This is a genomic window from Paraburkholderia sediminicola (assembly GCF_046026895.1).
GTDB classification, from domain to species: Bacteria; Pseudomonadota; Gammaproteobacteria; order Burkholderiales; family Burkholderiaceae; genus Paraburkholderia; species Paraburkholderia sediminicola_C.
In genome coordinates this window covers 1-22473 of the sequence record NZ_JAQQEU010000029.1, presented here as the reverse complement: position 1 = coordinate 22473, position 22473 = coordinate 1, and the positions used below count along the sequence as shown (strand labels likewise).

Genomic DNA, 22473 nt, shown 5'->3' with positions numbered 1-22473 from the left:
GTGGCTGTTTTTGCGCCGCACCCGGTTGACGGGCCGGCGCGAGTCTCCCTTGTCGAACGATATTCTACCCCTGCCCCCTTTCACTAACGTCAGACAACGCAAGCAAAGCAGCACGGCTGCGCGAGCAGCGAGAGGCAGCACGGCGCACTGCCTCGGGAAAGGCTCGCGGGTTGTAAAGGCCCGTTCGAGGCCGCTTCAGGCCTCGCGTCAGGGACGAGCGGCGGGCGACTTCGGAAAGCCGTCCGTCAGGCACAGTTTCAAGGCATCGCGCCAATGCGGCGCGGCCAGCCCGAACACGCGCGCGAGCTTTTCGTTCGACATCCTCGAATTGGCGGGACGTTTCGCCGGCGTCGGATAGTCGGCGGCGGGAATCGGCAGCGCGTTCGGCTTGTTCGGCAAGTCCGCCAATTCGAAGATGGCCGACGCGAAGCCGTGCCACGAAGTCGCGTCGCCCGCGCACAGGTGATAGACACCGGAGCGCTCGCTCCACCACTGCGCGCTGTCTTCGGCGGCGAACGCCTGCGCGCTCAGATGCGCGGTCAGCGTGGCGATTGTATTGCACCAGGTGGGCGCGCCGAACTGGTCGGCGACGACCTTCAACTCGGGCCGCTCGACGCCGAGGCGCAACATGGTGAGCAGAAAATTCTTGCCGCGCGTGCCGTAGACCCAGCTCGTGCGCAACACCAGATGATTTACGCCGGTCGCCGCGATTGCCTGCTCGCCAGCGAGCTTGCTGCGCCCGTATGCGTTTTGCGGATCGGTTGGATCGTCCTCGACGTATTCGCCGTCCTTGTCGCCGTTGAATACGTAGTCGGTCGAATAGTGGATCAGCGCCGCGCCCAGCTTCTTCGCTTCCTCAGCGAGCACGCCCGGCGCTTCGCCGTTGATGCGCATCGCGAGATCGAACTCCTGTTCCGCCTTGTCGACCGCCGTGTAGGCCGCGGGATTGACGATCAGCGCGGGCCGCACGTCGCGCACCACGGCGCGGATCTGATCGGGATTCGACAGATCCAGCGTGGCGCGGTCCACCGCGACCACGGTGCCGAGCCCTTGCAGCGTGCGCGCGAGCTCGTAGCCCACCTGGCCGTTCACCCCGGTGACGAGAATCGTCCGCCTGGCATTCTGTGCGCTCATCCGGCCCACTCCTTACGCGTAGACTTCGGCATCGGCGAGACGCTTGCCCGCCGCGTCTTTCGCCGCGAGCAGCGGCTCGGAATCGATCGGCCATTCGATGCCGATCGCCGGATCGTTCCAGACGATGCTGCGCTCGTGCTCGGGGAACCAGTAGTCGGTGGTCTTGTAAAGAAACTGCGCCGACTCGGACAGCACCACGAAACCGTGCGCGAAACCGGGCGGCACCCACAACTGCCGATGGTTCTCGAGCGACAGCGTCACCCCCACCCACTTGCCGAAATTCGGCGAGTTCTTGCGGATGTCGACGGCCACGTCGAACACTTCGCCTTCGACCACGCGCACCAGCTTGCCCTGCGCATGCTGGATCTGATAGTGCAGGCCGCGCAGCACGCCCTTCGCGGAGCGCGAGTGATTGTCCTGCACGAACTCGACGTCCGCCTCGACTTTCTCGGCGAATTCGAGCGCATTGAAGCTCTCGAAGAAAAAACCCCGCGAGTCGCCGAACACTTTCGGCTCGATGAGCTTGACTTCGGGCAGCGCGGTAGCGGTTACCTGGATGGCCATGCGACGTGATCCGTAAGAATGTTTTGCAGATACTGCCCGTAGGCATTCTTGGCGAGCGGCTTGGCGAGCGCCAGCAACTGCTCGGCGTCGATCCAGCTGCGCCGGTACGCGATCTCTTCCGGACACGCAACCACCAGACCCTGGCGCTTTTGCAGCGTCGCAATGAACGTGGCCGCTTCGATCAGCGAGTCGTGCGTGCCCGTATCGAGCCACGCATAGCCGCGGCCCATGATCTCGACATTGAGCGCGGCATTCGCGAGGTAGCGCGAGTTGACGTCGGTGATCTCCAGCTCGCCGCGCGGCGACGGCTTGATGTCCGCGGCGATATCGCAGACCCGGCGGTCGTAGAAGTACAAGCCGGTGACCGCGTAGTTCGAGCGCGGCGTGGCCGGCTTCTCCTCGATCGACAACGCGCGGAACTGCTTGTCGAATTCGACCACGCCGTAGCGCTCCGGATCCTGCACGTGATAAGCGAACACGGTGGCGCCGTCGGGCTGATGATTGGCGCGTTCGAGCTGCTTCGCGAGATCGTGGCCGTAGAAGATGTTGTCGCCGAGAATCAGCGCCGACGGATCGTTGCCCACGAAATCGCGGCCGATGATGAACGCCTGAGCGAGTCCGTCCGGCGACGGCTGCACCGCGTACTGGATGTTCATCCCCCACTGGCTGCCGTCGCCGAGCATCGCTTCGAAACGCGGCGTGTCTTGCGGCGTGGAGATGATCAGCACGTCGCGAATGCCCGCCACCATCAGCGTGGACAGTGGGTAGTAGATCATCGGTTTGTCGTAGACCGGCAGAAGCTGCTTGGATACGACATGCGTGATCGGATACAGGCGCGTGCCCGATCCGCCCGCGAGAATAATGCCTTTGCGCGCCATTGCCGTGCCTTTACGCGCGCTGCGCGTAGTTGGTCTCAACCCACTTCCGATATTCGCCCGAGGCGACTTCATCGGACCAGGCCTGATTGTCCAGATACCATTGGACCGTCTTCGCGAGACCCGTCTCGAACGTCTCCGCGGGTTTCCAGCCGAGTTCGCGTTCGAGCTTGCGCGCGTCGATCGCGTAACGGCGGTCGTGACCTGGACGGTCCTTCACATACGTGATCTGGTCGCGATAGGACGCGCCCGCCTTCGGGCGCAGTTGATCGAGCAGGTCACACAGCGTGTGCACGACTTCGAGGTTCTTCTTCTCGTTCCAGCCGCCGACGTTGTATGTCTCGCCGGGCGTGCCGCGCGCGAGCACTTCGCGGATGGCGCTGCAGTGGTCGCCCACGTACAGCCAGTCGCGCACGTTCTGGCCATCGCCGTACACCGGCAGCGGCTTGCCGGCGAGCGCGTTGGCGATCATCAGCGGAATCAGCTTTTCGGGGAACTGGTACGGACCGTAGTTGTTCGAGCAGTTGGTGGTCAGCACCGGCAGGCCGTACGTGTGATGGTAGGCGCGCACGAGGTGATCGGAGCCCGCCTTGGTCGCCGAGTAAGGACTATTCGGCGCGTACGGTGTGGTTTCGGAGAACTGCGGATCGGTAGCGGACAGCGAGCCGAACACTTCGTCGGTCGACACGTGCAGGAAACGGAACGCGGCACGCTCGACGTCGCCGAGCGTGTTCCAGTAACCGCGGGTGGCTTCCAGCAACGTGAAGGTGCCGACCACGTTGGTTTGCACGAAATCGGCCGGGCCGTGGATCGAGCGATCGACGTGGCTCTCGGCGGCGAAGTGCAGAACGGCACGCGGCTTGTGCTCGGCGAACAGCGCGTCGAGCGCGGCGCGATCGCAGATATCCGCGCGCACGAAGACGTGTTTGGGATTGCCTTGTTGCGACTTCAGCGTGCCGAGATTGCCTGCGTAGGTCAGTTTGTCTACGTTGAGCACCGCTTCATCGGAGGCATTGAGCCAGTCGAGCACGAAATTGGCGCCGATAAAACCGGCGCCGCCCGTTACCAGAATCATGAAATTCCCTTCTAGATGTTAGTGGCAGCCGGAACCGGTTCGCCGACTTGCTCACCCGCGTGGTGGTTCCTGATTCTGCCGCAACCCGTCGGCGCCGCTTGTGCGCAAGCAGACGCTCGGGCGCTGATCTTATGACGCCCCGATTATAAAGCGGCCCGGAGCAAAAACTAGAACCCTAACAACTTGAAACAGCTTGACAAGTTTGGTTTCCAGTGAGCGCTGCAAACCAGCTTTTATGCGAGCGGCGAGCGGAGCAAAAAGCAAGCGGCGGACTACCGCAGATGCCGGGCGCCTCAGGCGGTGAGCATCCAGCGCAGCGTATCAATGAAAGGAATCGATTCGACGCCCGGCACCAATGAGTGCAGCTTGGCCGGCGAACCGGCCAGCATCTTCACGTCGGTTTGGCGGACGAACGCGGGATTGACCCGGATTTCGAGTTCGTGCCCGGTCAGATCGCTGGCCGCCGACAGAATGTTGCGCAATGTGTAAGGCGTCCCCGTGCAAACGTTGACGATCTCACCCGCGACATCGGAGTCGAGCAGCGCCTCGTAAGCGTTCGCGACATAGCGCACGTCGGAGAAGTCGCGTGCGACGTCGATGTTGCCGAGTTCGATCGACGGTTCACGCCGCGCGAAATGCCCAACGATTTTCGGCACGAGGAAGTTCGGCGCCTGACCGCGGCCAGTGTAGTTGAATGGCCGCACGATCAGGATCGGCAAGCGGTCAAACCAGGTGCGCACGAGCGCTTCCATCGCCGCCTTGCTGGATGCGTAGTGATTGACCGGTGTGACCGGAAAGCTCTCGTCGATCGCGTCGCTCGCCACGTTGCCGTAGACATTCGCGCTGCTCGCGATCAACAGCTTGCGCGGCGTATGGCCGACGGCCGCGCAGGCTTCCAGCAGGTTCAGCGTGCCGATCACGTTGACACGATAGAAGTCGAGCGGATCGTCGTGGCCCACGAAGCTGATCGCGGCGAGGTGCACGATGTAGTCGGGCCGCGCGAGTTCGATCACGCGCTGGCATGCCTGCGGCGACGTGATGTCGAGCTTGAGCCGCGTTGGCGTTTCAGGCTCGTCGCGGCCAGCGGTCGTTTCGATCACGGTATGGCCTCGGCCGAGCAGCCTTTCGACCAGATAACGGCCGGTAAACCCGCTCGCGCCGGTGACGAGCGTGCGGATCGGTCGCTTTGCCTGAGAAGACGACATGCGTTCTTCGTTCACGAGGGTCACCCTGTTGTGTTGCAATATCGCGCGACGCCCACGTCGGTTCGCTCGCAACGCCCGACGGCGCACCGCGCGATGTCACATCTTCAAACCAGCTATTATGTCACGCTAGCAAGTTGCACCGCTCCAACGCGGCACGCCTCGTGCGTCACCGCGAGCATCGAACCGCACCGACCCCTTGATGACACCCTCGACTCCTTCCAGCGACTCTTCCGCCTTGGCTCCGCTTGCGTTCGGCGATCTGCAAGGCTGCCGCAAACCGTTCCGGCAACTTCTCGCCAAGGCCGCGCCGCCGGCCGGCACGCCGCTGTGGTTCGCGGGCGATCTGATCAACCGCGGCGCCGAATCGCTCGACACGCTGCGCGACGTGATCGCGTTCGGCGAGCGTGCGGTGCCGGTGCTGGGCAATCACGATCTGCATCTCCTGTCGGTGTCGGCGGGCATTCGCAAGTCGAAGAAAGGCGACACGATCGGGGACATCCTCGCCGCGCCCGACGCCGCCGACCTGCTCGAATGGATCCGTCACCGTCCGCTCGCGCACTTCGACAACGGCATGCTGATGGTGCATGCGGGCGTGCTGCCGCAATGGGACGTGAATTTGACACTGGAACTCGCCGACGAGTTGCAGCGTGCGCTGCGCGCGCCGAACTGGAAGGAGACGCTCGCCGGGTTGTACGGTAATGAGCCCAGTCGATGGAAGCCGAATCTGAAAGGCATCGACCGCTTGCGTGTGACCTGCAGCGCGTTGACGCGCCTGCGTTTCTGCAATGCCGACGGCGCGATGGATTTCAGCAGCAGCGGCACGCTGAACTCCGCGCCGCCTGGTTGCATGCCGTGGTTCGACGTGCCGTCGCGCAAAACCGCGGACGTGACCGTGGTGTTCGGCCATTGGGCCGCGCTCGGTTTGATGATGCGCGACAACCTGATCGGACTCGACTCGGGCTGCGTGTGGGGCGAGCAGCTATCGGCCGTGCGGCTCGCGCAAGATCCCGCGGAACGCACGCTGACGCAGGTCGATTGCGAGTCCTGCCGCGTGCCGCGCGGCGGCAACTAGCGAAGACTCAACAAGCGTGCCGCGCGGGCATCAGGCCGATCGACCCGAGTGGTCGGCCGGCTCGATCAGCGTGGCGGTCGTCGCGAGCGTGACGGCCTCTTCGGCCACCAGCGCACCCGCTTTCGCGGTGCCGGCCTGCATCTGCCGCAACGCAGCCGCAATGACCTCTTGTGCTTGCGCGGCCAGCCCGCGCCGCTCCGCGCCCGGCGCGAGCGGTTCACCCACATACACGTGCGCGGTCAGCGGAGCGCCGCGCAGCAGCAGATTCAGCGAATCGGCGAGCGACAGGTCGTCGATATACGCGGGCGCCGTGGATTGCCGGCCCTGCGCGTCCTCATACATGATGCACAGCGGCTGCACGGGCGCCGCCGCCGATACGGCCGCCTGGAACAGGTTCGCGTGAAACGGCAGTAACGCGAGTCCATTGGAGGTGGTGCCTTCGGGAAACACGCACATCAGCTCGCCCGCGCTCAGACGATCGGACAGCTCGTGCATGATCCGCTTCGCGTCGGTGCGCTTTTCGCGCTGGATGAACACCGTGTCCAGTTGCTGCGCAAGCCAGCCGACCAGCGGCCACTGCCGGATCTCGGCCTTCGAAACGAACGGCGTGGGCCGCCACGCATTGATCACGTAGATGTCGATCCACGAGATATGGTTGGCGACCACCAGCGCGCCACGGTCTAGCCGCGCACTGTCGTTATGCACGACGAGGCGCATCCCGCACAGGCGCAGCATTTTCAGCGACCACGCACGATTGAGCGCGTGGCGCCGTTCAGCGCCGGCAGCGGGAAAGCGCGTCGCCACGATCCACATGCCGTGCAGCAGATGCGCGATCAGACGGGCCTTGCGTAACGCGAGCTTCATGGTTGGAGCTTTCCGTTTTAACCTGGCTTAACCTGGTAATCAGCGCTGCAATGCGCGCGCAATGAACGAGGCTACGCGCGCTGCTCGAACGCGACAGAACCGGACACGATGGTCGCCCGCACACGCGCCGGCAGTTCGTACCCGAGGAACGGCGTGTTGTGCCCTTGGCTCTTCAACGCGCGCGGCTCGACGCGCCAATGCGCGTGACGGTCGAACACGCAGAGATCGGCCACCGCGCCCACCGCGATGCGGCCGGCCGCGTTCAGATCGAGCACGTCGGCCGGCGCCGCCGTGATGCGGTTCAGCGCCTTCGCGAGCGGCACGCCCGCTTCGTCGGCCCATTTCACCGTCAGCGACAGGAACAGCTCCAGGCCGGTTGCGCCCGGCGTGGCTTCGGCGAACGGCAACAGCTTTTCGTCGTCGTCGACCGGCGTGTGGTCGGAGCAGATCGCGTCGATCGTGCCGTCGACCAGACCCGCGCGGATCGCTTCGCGATCGCGCTGCTGACGCAGCGGCGGATCGAGCCGGTACTGCGCGTCGAAGTAGCCGATGTCGAGGTCGATCAGATGCACGTGATTCACGGTGACGTCGCACGACACCGGCAGTCCCTCGGCCTTGGCCGCGCGCATCAGCGCGATGCCCGCCGCCGAAGACACATGCGACAGGTGCACGCGCGCCCCGGTCACGCGCACCAGTTCGAAGATAGTGTGCAGCGCGATCGTTTCAGCCGATACCGGCACGCCCGACAACCCGAGCCGCGACGCCAGCGCGCCGCTCGCGGCCACGCCGCCCTTGCCGAGGTAGGCGTCGACCGGACGCAGCCACACGGTGTAGCCGTAGGTTTTCGCGTATTGCAGCGCGCGCATCAGCACCTGGGTGTCGACCACCGGCACGTCGGCCTGCGAGAAACCGATGCAGCCCGCTTCGGTCAACTCGACCATCTCGGTGATGACCTGCCCCTTGAGGCCGACCGTCAACGCGCCGAGCGGATACACGTGCGCCTGGTTCAGGTTGCGGGCGCGGAACTTGAGCATTTCGACGAGGCCGGGTTCGTCGAGCGTCGGGTCGGTGTCCGGCGGACACACGAGGCTCGTCACGCCGCCGGCGAGCGCCGCGGCCATTTCGGATTCGAGCGTCGCCTTATGCTCGTAGCCCGGCTCGCGCAAACGCGCGGACAGGTCGACCAGACCCGGCGCGATATGCAGCCCCTTGGCGTCGATCGTCTTCGCTGCGTGAAAGTCGGCCGGCGCGTCGCCGATCGCGACGATCTTGCCCGCCGCGATAAAAATGTCCTGCTGCTTTTCGGTGCCCGCTGTCGGATCGATCAGCGTGCCGCCTTGAATATGAATCTTCATGCGCTGCCTTTATGTTCAGCCTGGGTTCAGCTCGATGTTCAGCTCAGTCCCGCGTGACTCGAAGCGCGTTGGCACTGTGCTGGAGTGTTTGAAGCAGGGGTTCGACGGCGCCACGCCCCTTGCGGCGCGGCGCCCGGACCGCCGGGCTCAATCGTGATTGCCCGCGACGATTCCCATCACCGCCATGCGCACCGCGATACCGAACGTCACCTGGTTCAGGATCACCGATTGTGGACCGTCGGCCACCTGTGAATCGATTTCGACACCGCGGTTCATCGGACCGGGGTGCATCACGATCGCGTCGGGCGCGGCGAGCGCGAGACGCTCCGGCGTCAGGCCCCAGCTCTTGAAGTACTCCTGCGCCGACGGCAGCAACGCGCCGCTCATCCGCTCGTTCTGCAAGCGCAGCATGATGATCACGTCGACGCCCTTCAGGCCTTCGTCGAGATTGTGAAAGACCCGCACGCCCATCTGTTCGAGGCCGCCCGGCAGCAGCGTGCGCGGGCCGACCGCGCGCACTTCCGGCACGCCGAGCGTGGTCAGCGCATGGATGTCCGAGCGCGCGACCCGCGAATGCAGAATGTCGCCGACGATCGCCACGCGCAGCTTCGTGAAGTCCTTCTTGTAGTGACGGATCGTGTACATGTCGAGCAGACCCTGGGTCGGGTGTGCGTGACGGCCGTCGCCCGCGTTGATCACGTGCACGTGCGGCGCGCAGTGCTGGGCGATCAGGTAAGGCGCGCCGCTCGAAGCATGACGCACGACGAACATGTCGGCATGCATCGCCGACAGGTTGTTGATCGTGTCGAGCAGCGACTCGCCCTTGCTGGTCGACGACGCGTTGATGTTCAGATTCAGCACGTCCGCCGACAGGCGCGTCGCGGCGATTTCGAAGGTGGTGCGGGTGCGCGTCGAGTTCTCGAAGAACAGGTTGAACACCGACTTGCCGCGCAACAGCGGCACCTTCTTCACTTCACGATCGGTCACGCTGACGAACTGGTCGGCGGTGTCGAGAATCTGATTGACGATCGCCTTCGGCAAGCCCTCGATCGACAACAGATGTTTGAGCTCGCCGTTTTTCGTGAGCTGCGGATTGCCCTTCAGAAAGCCATAACGGAAGCGCTCGGTGGCGCTATCGGCGGAATTCGCGGGGGCCGGGGTGGGGGTGTTCATGGTGTACCTGCTTCAAATACGGACTTCAACGTAAACGATGAATGTCGCTGCCGACTACGTGTGACGATTCCAGGCCGGCCTGCGCGCGCCGTGGCTGCGGCGGCCGCCTGCGAATTCCTGCTGCAAGTTTCCTTGCGTGATTTCTACCGTGGCCGGGTCCGCGCCGCGTTCAATCGACGCGTGCTTCAGTGCGAAAAGTGAAACGCGGGTAGCCTGCACTGCCCGCTTCTCCGGTTTCCTCGCGCGCCAGTACCAGCGTGGCGTCGGCGGGCACGTTCACCACGCCGCCAACGAACCGCGCCGCCACCGGCAATTCGCGCCCGCCGCGATCGGCGAGCACCGCCAGTTCGACCGCCGCCGGGCGGCCATAGTCGTACAGCTCGTTGAGCGCCGCGCGAATCGTGCGGCCGGTGTACAGCACGTCGTCGACCAGCAGGATGCGGCGGCCGTCGACTGAAAACGGCAGCGAGGTCGGGCTCGCCTGCGAGTGGAGACCCTTCTTCGCGTAGTCGTCGCGATGCAGCGCGACGTTCACCACGCCGAAGCTCGGCAGGTTCAGGTCGCGCGCGAGCCGCTCGGCCAGCCATGCGCCGCCGCTGTGGATGCCGGCCAGCACGGCGCCTTCGGCGCCGCTCTGATCGGCGCCGAACCGGTCGCCGTACCCCGCGCGAATCTGGTCGAGCAACGCGCGATAAAGCGCTTCGGCGTCAATGGAACTCATGATCGTCGGAAAGTCCGTCTAGATATTGCTGGAGGATGATGCTGGCGGCTTCGGCGTCGAGCAGATCGGCGCGGCCTTTGCCGGCGCGGATTTCGGCCTTCGCCTCGACCGACGAGTAGCGCTCGTCGATCCATGTGACCGGCAGATTGAAGCGGCCATTCAGCTGGTTGCCGAAGCGCTTCGCGAGTTGCGTCATTTCGTGCGGCGTGCCGTCCGGGTGCATCGGCAAGCCGACTACCAGCGCATCCGGTTTCCACTCGGCGATCAGCTTGCCGACCGCCTCGAAGCGGTATTCGCGGCTGTGATTCGGCACGATGACGAGCGGCCGCGCGCTGCGTGTCAGCGAATTGCCGACCGCCACGCCGATGCGCTTTTCACCATAGTCGAACGCAAGCAGCGTCGCCTCACGTCCGGCCGTGACGCTCATGCGTGACCCGCTTCGCCCGACAGCATCGACAGCGAAATGCCGAGCAGCGCGAGGGCGGCTTCGAGACGCTCTTCGGCGGGCACGTCGAAGACGATTTTCGGGTCGGCTTCGACCGTCAGCCAGCCGTTCTTCGAGATTTCTTCTTCGAGCTGACCGGCGCCCCACCCGGCGTGGCCGAGCGTGAGCAGGAAACGTTCCGGACCGGTGCCGCTGGCGACGGCTTCGAGCACGTCTTTCGAGGTGGTCATTTCCAGACCGCCGGGCACGGACATGGACGACGTGTACGGGCTGCCGCCCTTCGGATCGTGCAGCACGAAGCCGCGCTCGGTTTGCACCGGGCCGCCGAAATACACGGGCACATGCAGCAGGGGTTCGATTTCGAGCTTGAGGTCGATGCGACTGAAGAGCGCTTCCAGGTCGATGTCGGTCGGCCGGTTGATCACGAGGCCGAGCGCACCGCGCTCACTGTGATCGCAAAGGTAGACCACCGTTCCTGAAAACGTCGGATCGGCCATGTTCGGCATGGCGATCAGGAACTGGTTGGTCAGATTGATGCGATCGTTACTCTTAGACATAGTTCGGATTTTAGCAAAGACGATGCAGGATGGCGGGCTTTGAGTGTGGAACCGCGATGCGTGTCATGCAGCAACGCCGCGAGCCATCGACGACGAATCAAGCTGCACTCTATCACGCACGGGGGCTCGGGCCATGGTGTTGGGCGGGGGTGCAGACTGGGAGTGGGCGGTGTGCGGCAGGGTTTTGGCGTGGTCTCCCGTGGCGGCGGGTTCGAACCGGGCGGATTGGCGTCAATTGTGCCGTTCCCTGCCCGTTGGCGCGGGTCCGTGCTGTCCGTGCTGTCCGTGCTGTCCGTGCTGTCCGTGCTGTCCGTGCTGTCCGTGCTGTCCGTGCTGTCCGTGCTGTCCGTGCTGTCCGTGCTGTCCGGGGCTGTCCGTGCTGTCCGGGGCTGGCCGGGGTCGCAGCCCTGCGCGCTGCCGGTGCGTGCCGCTCAGCGCGGGTTTCATCCGGCTTGGCCCGCCCGCCGGCCAGCCCCGCGACGATTCACGCCCCGCCTTGCTCAATCGCGCGCGTCAGCGCCGCGAAGGTCGCCTGCGTCACGCCGCCGCCGGGTGGCGCGACGCCCGCGGCGACCTTGTGCAGCGTCGCGCGCAGCGCTTCGGCGGCCTGCTCCAGCGTGCTCGCCGCCGGCGCGCCGACGATAACGTGCGCGCGCACCGCCGGCGTCGAGACACCCGCATGCGCGCGGCGACGCCAGGCGAGCCCCAGCGCATCCGCCAGCAGCGCCACGTGGCCGAGGCCCAGTGCGCACGCGGCGGAGCCCAGCCGGTAGGCGGCATCGCCCGCTTGCAACGCCTCGCTGGGATCGGCCTTCTCCGGCTGGTCGGCCGCGCGGGCGTGCTCGGTCAACGCGGAGATCGACGCATCCGCCGTCTGCAGGAAATCCTCGTAGGCGTTCGCATTGACCGTCAGCACGCCCAGATCGCGGGTCAATGAGACGCGGGTGGCGCTCAGCGACTGCGCCTCGAGCGCGCCCGCTTCCCACAGCATTTCCGACGACTGCGTGCCGGCGACGTGCCAATCGACGGTCAAGCCGTAATCGTGCAGCACGGCGACCTGATCGGCATCTTCCGCGGCGGCGCCGAACAGCGCGTAGTCGCGCCACAGCAGCGCCAGCGTCGCGCGCGCCAGCGAGCGCGGCGCGCGCTCGATGCCTCGCGCGTGATCCGCCAGCGCCAGATTGCAGCGGGCGTAGAAGCGTCGTGCATCGGTTTCGCCGGTAGCGTGGCCGCCGACTCGCAACGCCTTCGCGCAAGCCTTGGCCAGACGCCAGAAGTCGTAAGGGTCCGGGCCGGCGAGTTCGGTGAAAACGGCGTCCACTTCGTCGAGCGCCGCGTTGGTCACGGCGAGCGCGGCCGCGCTGCCCGTGCCGGCCTGTGAGCGCAGCACCGGCAGCAGCGCGCGCTCGTAGCGCGCTCGCAGATGAACCAGCCGGTCGGCGGACTGCGCGTGCAGCGACACAGGCGGCACCGGGCGAGCGGTCAGCGCGAGATCTTCGAAAACGACGGTCGAGCCAGGCGTGTGCTCGGACAGATACGTACAGAGCGCCCGATAGTGACTGAACAGCGAGGGCGAGCAGGACAGCTCGCGCAGATTGTGACGCTCGAGCGCCGCGCGGAAATCGCGCAACGCCGCGCCGAACACCGGGCGCGCGTTGTCCGCGCCGGACGGATCAGCGGCCGCGAGCGGCGAGAGCCGTACCAGCGCGTCCGCAAACCGCTGCCCGCTCAACCAGCCGGCCTCGCGCAACGCATGCGACGCACGCAGCAGCGCCGAGGTGCTCTCTTGGTTCTGTTCGAAGGCCAGCAACGCCTCTGCCAGCGCCAGCTCCGCGGGGCGGACGGCGCCGCCGCGGGGATTCGGCAAAGCGTCGAATGAAACGGGTGCAGCGGATCGAAGAGTCATAGGCACGCGACACGAAGCTGACGGGCCGTCGCTTCGGGCTGCGCGCAGACTGATCGGCTAACGCGCGAACCGGCGACAGGACAATGACAGACTACCGTTTGACAGATTACCGTTGCGACACGGCATAGCCGACGATGTTCCGCGTCGACGCGGTAAGGCGGTGAGATGGATTGCGGGCGCCGGCGGCGCACCGGACAGGATGGCGGACGCCGCCCGGGTGCACGACGGCCCGAGGCCTCAGCCGGCCGACTCCGGCTGCCCGGCCGGCTTCAGATCTGGACCATCTCGAAGTCTTCCTTGCGCGCTCCGCATTCCGGGCAGGTCCAGTTAATGGGAACGTCCTCCCAGCGCGTGCCCGGCGCAATGCCTTCGTCCGGCAAGCCGGCTTCTTCGTCGTAAATCCAGCCGCAAATCAGGCACATCCAGCTTTGATATTCCATTCTTGTGTCGCGTCGTAGAGTCCGTGGAAACGGGAGCCATGATGGTACCGTGTTGCCGCCCCACTGCCTAGCAATCCGAAAAGCCGCGACCGTTACGCGCAGGTGCCTGTGGCCGGGCGGTTCGGGCCGGCTGGACCGGCCGTCGCGGCGGCGTGCCGAGCATCGAGTGCCACCCGCTCGCGGCAACCCGCCGAAGTGTTGCGAAAAAACGCCCCCGCAACGGTTTAGGCCGCATAATTGAGCCGATTGCGCACTTCCTGCGCCAAAATCCAGCTCCTTTTTGTCAATCTTCATGCCCAGCGACACGCCCCCGATCGTCCTCACCTTCGGCCTTTCCGATCCCACCGGCGGCTCCGGCCTGCAAGCCGACCTGATGACTCTTGCCAGCATGGGCTGTCATGGCGTCTCCGTGCTCACGGGCTACACCGTGCGCGACTCGGCCAGTTGCGACGAAGTCACCGGCCTCGATCCCGAGGTCGTCGCGACCCAGGCGCGCATGCTGCTCGAAGATATGCCGATCTCCGCGTTCAAGGTCGGCGCGTGCACGCGCGCGGAAGTGGTCAGCGCGATCGCCGAAGTGGTCGCCGATTACGACGACATTCCGCTGATTCTCGCCCCCGATTTCACGCTCGACGACGAGCACGTGCTCGCCGCCGACGAATTGCGCGAAGCGATCGCCGATCTGCTCGCTCCGCAAACCACCTTGCTGGTCGCCGATTCGGCGACGCTCCTCGCGCTTGCCCAGCCGGATGGCGACGCCGAAGCGCCGAGTCTCGACGCGGCGATCTCGCATCTGCTATCGCAAGGCTGCGAATACATTCTGTCGATGGAAACCGGCACGCACCGGCTCGTCAATACCCTGTTCAGCGAAGACGGGCAGCTGCGTCAGGACATGTGGGACCGCGGCAGCCATCGGCTGATGGGCCTGACGGACACGCTGGGGGCGGCGATCGCCGCGTTGCTTGCCAATGGCCAGGAACCCGCCGAAGCGGTGCGCGAGGCGCAGGAGTATCTGTACCAGGCGGTGCGCAACGCGTTCCGCCCCGGCATGGGCGCGTATATGCCGGACCGGTTCTTCTGGGCGCGCAGCAGCGACGACGAAACGCCGCCGACCGCGGGCAAGGATACCGCGCCGGGTGAAGCGCGGCATTAACGCCCGGGCCGCTCCCGGCCTGGACCACACGCATGGAAACCCGCTTTAGGCGGGTTTTTTACTTTGCGAATCATTTTTATCGATCCAGCATAAGTTCTGCTTTCGCTCGTTACGAAATGCTTTACCGCGTAATTAAACGTTACAACGCGGGCGCTGCCAGCGAGCTAGACTTGACGAGTCACAGAATTTGCCATATGCCCCAGCATGTCTTTTCCTATCTTTTTCATCCACCCTCCAAAAAGCGGTGGCTCTACCGTTATTTCGTTTTTTGATTTGAATAAGGGTAAGATCAGTTCGCCAGTTTCGTATGGGACCGTGAAGGCTGGGAAAACTGCCGCGCCAAATTGCTGACCACCCAAATCGGCGGCGGGCATCATCCGTAAGGCATTCATCGAATCATCAAGCACCCGGTCCGTTATTGCACCATTCTGCGCGATCCGCTCGCACGCCAGATATCGCATTACTGGTTTGCGGCAAGCGGCAAGAACGGCGAGGTGACGCGAGGGGTCAGCGTGTCGCCGCCCGAGGCGCTCGTCCAGCAAGGCGCGCTCTCCCTGGACGAATGGGTCAGTGAATCGCTGGGCGGAAAGAATCTGTTTGTCCAGATGCTGAGCGGCCATTCCGTTCTGAATGAGACCAGTCTCGAAATCGCGCAAAGCCATCTTCGTCCACACATCGGCCCAGTCGGCGTTTGCGAGAACATGAGCGAATTTCTGCTGCGTCTCGCCGGCATGAGCGGACTCAAATGGCCGTTCTATTTCGAGACAAATAGGACACGTGGCACTCCGCAAGGCAGCGCCCAGTTAAGCGAAACGACCAGACAAAAATTTACCGAAGACAATAGCCTCGATTACGAAATTTTTCGCGAGGCCAGACAAATGATTGAAAAGCATGCGAATGAATCAGGCCGCATCTTTTCGAATGCGCTGGATTTGGTTCGGGTCATTCAGGCTGAAATAAATCAACTTGACAATCCCTATGTTCACAGCTCGACGGTGTTCGGCTTCGACGAAGCATTGGTTGCGAACGTAGTCCGGCGCTTCGATCTCGCTCCAATCGACGAATACCTGCAGTTCGCGCAAAGCTTCGTCGACGCGGTTCACGACGGCGTGGTGTCGGGCTGGGCCGTCAATCTCAGCCGGCCCGAGCAGAGCGTGCCGCTCGAAGTCCGTGTGGGTCCGAAGGTCATCGCGAGCGGCTGGAGCGGCGAGCATCGGCCCGACGTGGCTAACGCGGGCTATCCTAGCTCGCATGCCGGCTTTTCAATTCCTCTGCCTGCCGGCATTTCGGACGGTTTTCAAGTCACAATCGCCAACTCGCCCGAGAGCCTGCACAACGCGGGAATCTGGCGGCAAGGCTGGCACTGCGCCTGAGCGACAAGGGAACTCACAATGGAACAGCCTCAGACTTTCCTGCAGCGGTGCCACGGCGCGATCACCAGCCAGCAGAGGAAACGGATCTTCCGCCAACAGCCGGTCACGATCTGGCTGACCGGCCTGTCCGGCGCAGGCAAATCGACCATCGCATTCGAACTCGAAGCGCAGCTGATCTCGTTGGGTCATGCCTGCTATGTGCTCGACGGGGACAACATCCGTCACGGCCTGGCTTGCGATCTTGGCTTCGAGCGGAAAGATCGTCGCGAAAATATCCGTAGGGTCGCGCATGTCGCGCAATTGATGAACGACGCGGGCCTGATTGTCATTACGGCGCTGATCTCCCCGATGCGCGAAGACCGGGCGATGGCACGCGACATCATCGGGCGCGACAACTTTATCGAGACCTATCTGTTCGCGCCTGTCGAAACTTGCGCCCGGCGTGATCCGAAAGGCCTCTACGCGAAAGCTCGCTCCGGGGAGATCGCATCGTTTACGGGCGTGTCGGCGCCTTATGAAGCGCCGCTTGATCCCGAACTTCGCATCGACACGGCCGCGCTGGCGCCGGCCGAAAGCGTGGCGCGGATATTCGCGCACCTGCGCAAGACTTCGCTGACGACCAGTGGTCAAGAAGCCGGAGCGTAGTCTCGGAGCACTTTTGCGCTGTTCGCCCCAAAAGAAAAAACCCGCATCGCTGCGGGTTTTTCTTTTGGGAAGCACGCCTCGTGGCGCACTTCCCCACGTGCTCCCAACTGAGCCTCGTACGAGGCCCAAGCGGAATTACATGTCCATGCCCATGCCGCCCATGCCGCCGGGCATGCCGCCAGACATCGGTGCATCTTCCTTCGGCAGTTCGCAAACAGCTGCGTCGGTCGTCAGCAGGAGACCTGCAACCGATGCTGCGTTTTGCAGCGCCGTGCGCGTCACCTTCGTCGGATCCACGACACCCGCGTCAACCAAGTCGACGTACTCGCCGGTTGCTGCGTTGTAGCCGTAGTTGCCTTGGCCAGCAGCAACAGCTGCCACCACGACGCTGGCTTCTTCGCCACCGTTCGTGACGATCTGGCGCAGCGGCTCTTCCATTGCGCGCAGCACGATCTTGATACCTGCGTCCTGATCGGCGTTAGCGCCCTTCAGGCCGGCGATTGCCGTACGTGCACGGATCAGAGCGACGCCGCCGCCAGCAACGATGCCTTCTTCCACAGCTGCGCGCGTTGCGTGCAGTGCGTCTTCGACACGTGCCTTCTTTTCCTTCATTTCGACTTCGGTCGCAGCGCCGACCTTGATCACTGCAACACCGCCTGCCAGCTTGGCAACGCGCTCTTGCAGCTTTTCACGGTCGTAGTCCGACGTTGCTTCTTCGATTTGCGTGCGAACTTGCTTCACACGTGCTTCGATGTTTTCAGCTTCGCCAGCGCCGTCGATGATCGTCGTGTTTTCCTTGCCCACTTCGATGCGCTTCGCTTGACCCAGTTCAGCCAGCGTTGCCTTTTCGAGCGTCAGGCCGGTTTCTTCAGCGATGACTTGACCACCGGTCAGGATCGCGATGTCTTCCAGCATGGCCTTACGACGATCGCCGAAGCCCGGAGCCTTCACAGCAACGGTCTTCAGGATGCCGCGGATGTTGTTCACAACCAGCGTAGCCAGCGCTTCGCCCTCGACGTCTTCTGCGATGATCAGCAGCGGACGGCCAGCCTTGGCGACTTGCTCCAGCACCGGCAGCAGATCACGGATGTTCGACACCTTCTTGTCGTGCAGCAGCACGAACGGGTTCTCCAGAACGGCGACTTGCTTGTCCGGATTGTTGATGAAGTACGGCGACAGGTAGCCGCGGTCGAATTGCATACCTTCGACCACGTCCAGCTCGTCTTGCAGCGACTTGCCGTCTTCGACGGTGATGACGCCTTCCTTGCCGACCTTGTCCATCGCTTCAGCGATACGGTCGCCGATCGACGAATCGCTGTTCGCCGAGATCGCGCCGACTTGAGCGATTTCCTTGTTGGTCGTGCACGGCTTGCTGATCTTGCGCAGTTCTTCGATTGCAGCTGCAACAGCCTTGTCGATACCGCGCTTCAGGTCCATCGGGTTCATGCCCGATGCAACGTACTTCATGCCTTCGCGGACGATCGACTGAGCCAGAACCGTTGCGGTCGTGGTGCCGTCGCCTGCGTTGTCGCTGGTCTTGGAAGCCACTTCCTTGACCATTTGCGCGCCCATGTTCTGGAGCTTGTCTTTCAGTTCGATCTCTTTCGCGACCGACACACCGTCCTTGGTGACCGTCGGGCCGCCGAAGCTGCGTTCCAGGACAACGTTGCGGCCCTTCGGACCCAGCGTGACCTTCACAGCGTTCGCGAGAATGTTCACGCCTTCAACCATCTTGGCACGGGCGGAATCACCGAATACGACGTCTTTAGCTGCCATCTTCTAACTCCTTGAATTCTTGGGATAGGACCGGAAAAGTAGCGGCTTTCCGCTTACTTCTGCACCACGGCCATGATGTCTTCTTCGCGCATCACGAGCAGTTCGTTGCCATCGACCTTGACGGTCTGGCCTGCGTACTTGCCGAACAGGACGCGGTCGCCAACCTTCACGTCGAGCGCGATTTGTGCGCCCTTGTCGTCACGCTTGCCCGGGCCGACTGCGAGGATTTCGCCTTGATCCGGCTTTTCCGCTGCGGCTTCGGGGATCACGATGCCCGACGCGGTCTTGGTTTCTTGATCCAGACGCTTGACGATCACGCGATCATGCAAAGGACGAAGGTTCATACATACTCCTCTCTGATTGAGACTGAAGAACGCTGAGAAAACCCGGCTGGCGAAGCCAACCGGCGATGTTGTTAGCACTCTCGTGCAGCGAGTGCTAATTATATGGATGGGCGGTCACAAATTCAAGAAGGGATGGCGCGCAATGCGGAAGATAGTGTCGCCATGGGGCTGAGCGGCGCTTTCAGCGCCCGGGAGGAAACCGCACACGGCACCGGGATTCGCTGTCGTCGCAAAGAAAGCCGAACAAAAACAACCACTTGCAGACTGATTAGCGGTTCGTGCCGCCGCGCTGATCACGCCGCCCGACGCGGTGACTTAAATCTGCGGCGCGCGGTCAATGGCGGCGGCAGGCGGATTTCCAGGGAAACCCCTGGCCCGTTTTCGCATAAGCGGGGATCGGGCCCCGCGCACGAAAAACACTACCGGACGCTTCCCCGCCTCACTTTCGCTCCGGCGACTCACTGCGTTTGTGCCTGCCACTTGAGCCGCCCGCAATTCGCTTTGATCCGCGACGCGAATTCCGCCGGGTCGCGCTCGCGCAGCGCGCTCATCTGGCCGATGCGGCTCTCCGCGCGGCTCTAGCCCACCCGCCAGTGCCGGTCGAAGTCGGCGGGGTCGTGCAGTGTCTGTCTCAGCCGCTGCTTCTACCCGTCGATGCGCTCAGCCGACGCCCCGCACAACGCCTGCGCGAAGTGAGCCCGCTCGCCCCCCGTTTCGGCCCTGGTATCCGCCCGGACCTCGCCAGCCACATTTCACACGGGCGGCGTCGCCCAGAGCAACAACGCGGATGCCGCCGCGACAAGAACGCCGCGGCAGTGCGGGATGTTTCTCCTCGTCGACTCCTGACTATCCGCCGCCGCACCCAGGGATTTCCCTGGACGTTCTCGCCGTTGTCCGCCGTCCGGCGCAAAAGTGTCTTTAATAGACAGCAGGATGGCGTTTTCGCGCGCTATCTGGCCGACTGTCTGGACGATACACGGTGTTACGCTCGAACAAGCAGCCTTCGCAGGAGTGAGCCGCCGTTCAGCGGCAGATTCGAAAGCCAACAGAACACGCCGCGAAGCGCACATGGCCAATGAAAAAGGCGAAACATCGCTGCGGGAGCGACTGCGATGGAATTTAAAACATATACCGTACTGACGCTATTGGTGTGCAGCAGCACTGCCTTCGCATGGCAGCCGCTCACCTATCCAATCCGAAGTCAAAGCGCTTATGAGCGCAGCGTCGACACCGCCATGTGCTACGCGGCGGCGAACAGGACCAAAGTCGACATCAAACGCGAACCGCAGATTCCGACGCGCAAAGCGCCGCCCCCCAAGGCGTCGTCGACCGGCGCGCCGTCACGTCCACCGTTGCCGTCCAGCAGCTTCTCGGCCGCGCCGGTGAGCGCCAGCATGCCCGCCGCCGCGACCGAGCCGGGTGCCAGCGCGCCGGTGGCGACCGCCGCAACGGCGCCGGGGGCCTCGTCGGTGAAATCAGCGAGCGCGCCCACGGCCGGCTCCGAAGCGATGGCTGCAACCGGGGCGTCGTCGACGAATGCAGACCTCGGCGCGTCGGGCACGGCGGCCACTTCGTCGCAGGCGAACGCGGCGTCCGGCGTGAAGCTGCCGCCGCTGCCGGAACCCGAGCCGCCAATGGCCCGCTATTGGGCCGCCTATGCCGAATGTATGCAAGCGCGCGGTTACGTCGTCGTCCAGTAACTACGACTTGCAAATCTCGTTTGCGGTGTCTTGTTCTTTTGACCGCGGCGTCGGCATTCGACGCCCGTTAGCGACCCGGCCATGCCTAACGACCCGACTTCCGATCAGCAGGATCCGCGCCGATGCGGCCACTGCGGCGCGCCGCTAGCCGGTCTCTTTTCACCTTGTCCCGCGTGCCGCTCGCGCGCGGCCGACAGGTTGGGTGCGCAGGGCGCGTCGGCGTCGGCGCCGGGCTCCCCGGTCGTGCTGGAGGCCGCGCCGCCGATGCTTGCCACCGGATTGCCGACGCGCAGAAGCTGGAACCCGTCGTCGCGCGCGTGGTCCGGTCGCTACGATGCGATCGACGAAACCATGATGGTCGGGAGCGTCTATCGGCGGCTACGCGGACCGATCGTGCTGGGCGCGTCTGCGCTGGCGGTGACATCCGCCGTGTATCTCGGCTTCATGCATGGCAACGATGAACGCTCCGGCACGCCTGTCGCGGTTTCCGGGCTGGTGCAGCAGGCACGCGACGGCAAGGCGGCCGCTGGCGCAGCGGGCCAGGAGAAGCGGGCTGCGGCTGTCGCGCAACGGCCGTCGTCGAGGGTCGTCGTCGCGCAACGGCCCGCGCCGAATACGCCGCCGGTCAGGACAACTGATGCCTCACCGGCCACTCCACAGGTAGCGCAGCGCCAGGTTGCGATGGCCGCGTCGGCGGTCACATCACCGGCCGGATCGGCAATCGCAACAGCAGACGCGTCGCAGCCGACACAACGCCGCGTCGCGACGACCACCGTGCTGGTCACATCAGCAGGTACATCGGCGGTCACGTCAACGCAAGCATCGGCAACCGCCGCAGCCCTGTCGCAGCAGACACAGCGACGTGTCGCAATCGCCGCGCCGGTCACATCAGCGGCTGCGTCGCCTACCGCATCACCGGATGCATCGGCAATCGCAGCCGCTGCAGCCCTGTCGCAGCAGACACAACGCCGCGTCGCAATGGCCGCGTCATCGGTCACGATCACATCAGCGGCTACATCACCGGCCGCATCACCGGGGGCGTCAGCAACCGCAACCGCAGCAGCCACGTCGCAATCGACACAGCGCCGCGTCGCGATGGCCGCCGCGCCTGTCACGGTCACATCAGCAGCTACGTCTCCGGTCACAGCTGCGGCCGCATCAGCAACCGCCACCGCAGCAGCCACGTCGCAGTCAACACGGCGCCATGTCGCGATGGCCGCCTCACCGATCACATCGGCGGCTACATCACCGGCCGCATCACCGGCCGCATCAGCAACTGCAACCGCAGCAGCCACGTTGCAACCGACACAACGCCACACTGGGCTGACCGCCTCACAAGTCGCATCCGTGGCCACAACACCGGCCACAACACCGGCCACGTCAGCAGCCACGACGGCAAGTACGTCGCAACCGACACAACGCCGCACTGCGCTGAGCGCCTCACCGGTCACATTCGCACCCACATCACCTGCTACATCGGCAACCAGCTCTACAACCACAGCACCAACCCCATCGCAGCCAACTCAGCGCCGGGTCGCGCTAACCACGCCCGACGCCACGCACGCCGCCACCAGTCAACCCCTCAGCCCGGCGGAAAAGCTCCGCGCGCAAGCGTCGAGGCAACTGAAAGCGGCGCGCGCCAAGCTGCATGAAAACGATCTATCGGCGACCAAAGCGCGTCTCGCCGCCGCCATCGCGGCGCAGCCGGACAACCGCGACGCACAGCGCATGCGCTCCACGGTCAGCACTCGCGAAGAGCAGCGCGACGCGCTGCTGAGTTTCGCGCGAGGCTGCGGCTATGTCGGGCATTGGACGTGCGTCTCGCGCAACGCGGGCACCGCATTGGAGATCGATGCGAGCAGCAAGGAAGCGCGACGTCTCGTGACGCTCGCGATGCAGGAAACCGCGATGCAGGTTCCGCCGTCCGCCGCCGAGACCGAACCCACACCGCGGGCTAACCCGCGCGACCGGATCTCGCATCATTGATGTGGCGGCGCCAGGCACCGGCGACCCGCGCATGAGCTTGTGAACGAGAAAACGCAAGAAATCGCGGGCTTGAAGTCGCGAGCTTGAAGTCGCGAGCTTGAAGTCGCGAG

24 protein-coding genes are annotated in these 22473 nt (G+C 64.3%); 6 read left to right on the top strand and 18 right to left on the bottom strand.

Features of this window, described 5'->3' with window-relative positions; translation table 11 throughout:
• Positions 1-207 precede the first annotated feature (207 nt).
• From rfbD to PQR02_RS20695, 5 genes are all read right to left on the bottom strand, one after another.
• The gene (rfbD, locus tag PQR02_RS20715) at positions 208-1134 is read right to left on the bottom strand and encodes a dTDP-4-dehydrorhamnose reductase (RefSeq protein WP_408235008.1); all 927 of its coding nucleotides are present in this window, start codon (positions 1132-1134) and stop codon (positions 208-210) included.
• A 12-nt stretch (positions 1135-1146) separates the two neighbouring features.
• Positions 1147-1698, bottom strand: coding sequence for a dTDP-4-dehydrorhamnose 3,5-epimerase (gene rfbC, locus PQR02_RS20710; RefSeq protein WP_408235005.1), 552 nt, complete (start codon positions 1696-1698; stop codon positions 1147-1149).
• Positions 1683-2576 carry a glucose-1-phosphate thymidylyltransferase RfbA gene (gene rfbA / locus PQR02_RS20705; protein ID WP_408235002.1) on the bottom strand — a complete coding sequence of 298 codons (894 nt, stop codon included), beginning with the start codon at positions 2574-2576 and terminating at the stop codon, positions 1683-1685. Before rfbA ends, rfbC begins: the two co-directional genes overlap by 16 nt.
• Before the next feature lie 10 nt (positions 2577-2586).
• Positions 2587-3648, bottom strand: coding sequence for a dTDP-glucose 4,6-dehydratase (gene rfbB / locus PQR02_RS20700; RefSeq protein WP_408234999.1), 1062 nt, complete (start codon positions 3646-3648; stop codon positions 2587-2589).
• Between the two features lie 293 nt (positions 3649-3941).
• Entirely contained in the window at positions 3942-4853 is a 912-nt protein-coding gene (locus tag PQR02_RS20695; RefSeq protein WP_408234996.1) for a GDP-mannose 4,6-dehydratase, read from the bottom strand.
• Between the two features lie 199 nt (positions 4854-5052).
• Here PQR02_RS20695 and PQR02_RS20690 point away from each other — a divergent pair, with 199 nt between their 5' ends.
• Positions 5053-5925: a symmetrical bis(5'-nucleosyl)-tetraphosphatase gene (locus PQR02_RS20690; RefSeq protein WP_408234993.1), complete on the top strand. Its 873-nt coding sequence runs from the start codon at positions 5053-5055 to the stop codon at positions 5923-5925.
• Positions 5926-5955: 30 nt separating this feature from the next.
• Here the strand turns inward: PQR02_RS20690 and PQR02_RS20685 are convergent, their stop codons facing one another.
• From PQR02_RS20685 to PQR02_RS20650, 8 genes are all read right to left on the bottom strand, one after another.
• Positions 5956-6789 (bottom strand): lysophospholipid acyltransferase family protein, encoded by an 834-nt coding sequence (locus PQR02_RS20685; protein ID WP_408234990.1) that lies wholly within the window; start codon positions 6787-6789, stop codon positions 5956-5958.
• Between the two features lie 71 nt (positions 6790-6860).
• Complete coding sequence (locus PQR02_RS20680) at positions 6861-8144, bottom strand: dihydroorotase (protein WP_408234987.1); 1284 nt, start codon at positions 8142-8144, stop codon at positions 6861-6863.
• A gap of 147 nt (positions 8145-8291) precedes the next feature.
• Positions 8292-9317, bottom strand: a complete 1026-nt coding sequence (locus PQR02_RS20675) for an aspartate carbamoyltransferase catalytic subunit (RefSeq protein ID WP_408234984.1) — start codon at positions 9315-9317, stop codon at positions 8292-8294.
• Between the two features lie 169 nt (positions 9318-9486).
• Entirely contained in the window at positions 9487-10038 is a 552-nt protein-coding gene (pyrR, locus tag PQR02_RS20670; protein WP_408234981.1) for a bifunctional pyr operon transcriptional regulator/uracil phosphoribosyltransferase PyrR, read from the bottom strand.
• On the bottom strand, positions 10025-10465 hold the full coding sequence (gene ruvX / locus PQR02_RS20665) for a Holliday junction resolvase RuvX (RefSeq protein ID WP_408234978.1): 441 nt from the start codon (positions 10463-10465) through the stop codon (positions 10025-10027). The genes pyrR and ruvX overlap by 14 nt, the downstream gene beginning before the upstream one ends.
• Positions 10462-11040 carry a YqgE/AlgH family protein gene (locus PQR02_RS20660; RefSeq protein ID WP_149674706.1) on the bottom strand — a complete coding sequence of 193 codons (579 nt, stop codon included), beginning with the start codon at positions 11038-11040 and terminating at the stop codon, positions 10462-10464. Before PQR02_RS20660 ends, ruvX begins: the two co-directional genes overlap by 4 nt.
• A 484-nt stretch (positions 11041-11524) precedes the next feature.
• The gene (locus tag PQR02_RS20655; RefSeq protein WP_408234974.1) at positions 11525-12946 is read right to left on the bottom strand and encodes a FimL-related protein; all 1422 of its coding nucleotides are present in this window, start codon (positions 12944-12946) and stop codon (positions 11525-11527) included.
• Between the two features lie 269 nt (positions 12947-13215).
• Complete coding sequence (locus PQR02_RS20650; protein WP_006047743.1) at positions 13216-13386, bottom strand: rubredoxin; 171 nt, start codon at positions 13384-13386, stop codon at positions 13216-13218.
• 292 nt (positions 13387-13678) lie between these two features.
• Here PQR02_RS20650 and PQR02_RS20645 point away from each other — a divergent pair, with 292 nt between their 5' ends.
• Positions 13679-14539 (top strand): hydroxymethylpyrimidine/phosphomethylpyrimidine kinase, encoded by an 861-nt coding sequence (locus PQR02_RS20645; protein ID WP_408234971.1) that lies wholly within the window; start codon positions 13679-13681, stop codon positions 14537-14539.
• Between the two features lie 164 nt (positions 14540-14703).
• Here the strand turns inward: PQR02_RS20645 and PQR02_RS20640 are convergent, their stop codons facing one another.
• The gene (locus tag PQR02_RS20640; protein ID WP_408234968.1) at positions 14704-15201 is read right to left on the bottom strand and encodes a hypothetical protein; all 498 of its coding nucleotides are present in this window, start codon (positions 15199-15201) and stop codon (positions 14704-14706) included.
• Between the two features lie 39 nt (positions 15202-15240).
• On the opposite strand from PQR02_RS20640, the gene PQR02_RS20635 reads away from it, so the two are divergent.
• Together PQR02_RS20635 and cysC are read left to right on the top strand one after the other, a co-directional pair.
• Positions 15241-15912 carry a hypothetical protein gene (locus PQR02_RS20635; RefSeq protein WP_408234965.1) on the top strand — a complete coding sequence of 224 codons (672 nt, stop codon included), beginning with the start codon at positions 15241-15243 and terminating at the stop codon, positions 15910-15912.
• A gap of 18 nt (positions 15913-15930) precedes the next feature.
• On the top strand, positions 15931-16557 hold the full coding sequence (gene cysC, locus PQR02_RS20630; RefSeq protein WP_408234962.1) for an adenylyl-sulfate kinase: 627 nt from the start codon (positions 15931-15933) through the stop codon (positions 16555-16557).
• Between the two features lie 135 nt (positions 16558-16692).
• Here cysC and groL read toward each other — a convergent pair whose 3' ends face one another.
• From groL to PQR02_RS20615, 3 genes are all read right to left on the bottom strand, one after another.
• On the bottom strand, positions 16693-18333 hold the full coding sequence (gene groL, locus PQR02_RS20625; RefSeq protein WP_408234959.1) for a chaperonin GroEL: 1641 nt from the start codon (positions 18331-18333) through the stop codon (positions 16693-16695).
• A 53-nt stretch (positions 18334-18386) separates the two neighbouring features.
• Positions 18387-18677, bottom strand: coding sequence for a co-chaperone GroES (gene groES, locus PQR02_RS20620; protein ID WP_007178996.1), 291 nt, complete (start codon positions 18675-18677; stop codon positions 18387-18389).
• Between the two features lie 1240 nt (positions 18678-19917).
• Positions 19918-20169: a hypothetical protein gene (locus PQR02_RS20615; RefSeq protein ID WP_408234956.1), complete on the bottom strand. Its 252-nt coding sequence runs from the start codon at positions 20167-20169 to the stop codon at positions 19918-19920.
• 16 nt (positions 20170-20185) lie between these two features.
• Here PQR02_RS20615 and PQR02_RS20610 point away from each other — a divergent pair, with 16 nt between their 5' ends.
• A complete protein-coding gene (locus PQR02_RS20610) occupies positions 20186-20377 on the top strand; it encodes a hypothetical protein (RefSeq protein WP_408234953.1) in 192 nt (63 codons plus the stop codon).
• Between the two features lie 368 nt (positions 20378-20745).
• On the opposite strand, the gene PQR02_RS20605 is transcribed toward PQR02_RS20610, so the two are convergent.
• The gene (locus tag PQR02_RS20605) at positions 20746-21876 is read right to left on the bottom strand and encodes a hypothetical protein (RefSeq protein ID WP_408234950.1); all 1131 of its coding nucleotides are present in this window, start codon (positions 21874-21876) and stop codon (positions 20746-20748) included.
• 229 nt (positions 21877-22105) lie between these two features.
• On the opposite strand from PQR02_RS20605, the gene PQR02_RS20600 reads away from it, so the two are divergent.
• Complete coding sequence (locus tag PQR02_RS20600; RefSeq protein WP_408234947.1) at positions 22106-22363, top strand: hypothetical protein; 258 nt, start codon at positions 22106-22108, stop codon at positions 22361-22363.
• Positions 22364-22473: the final 110 nt, after the last annotated feature.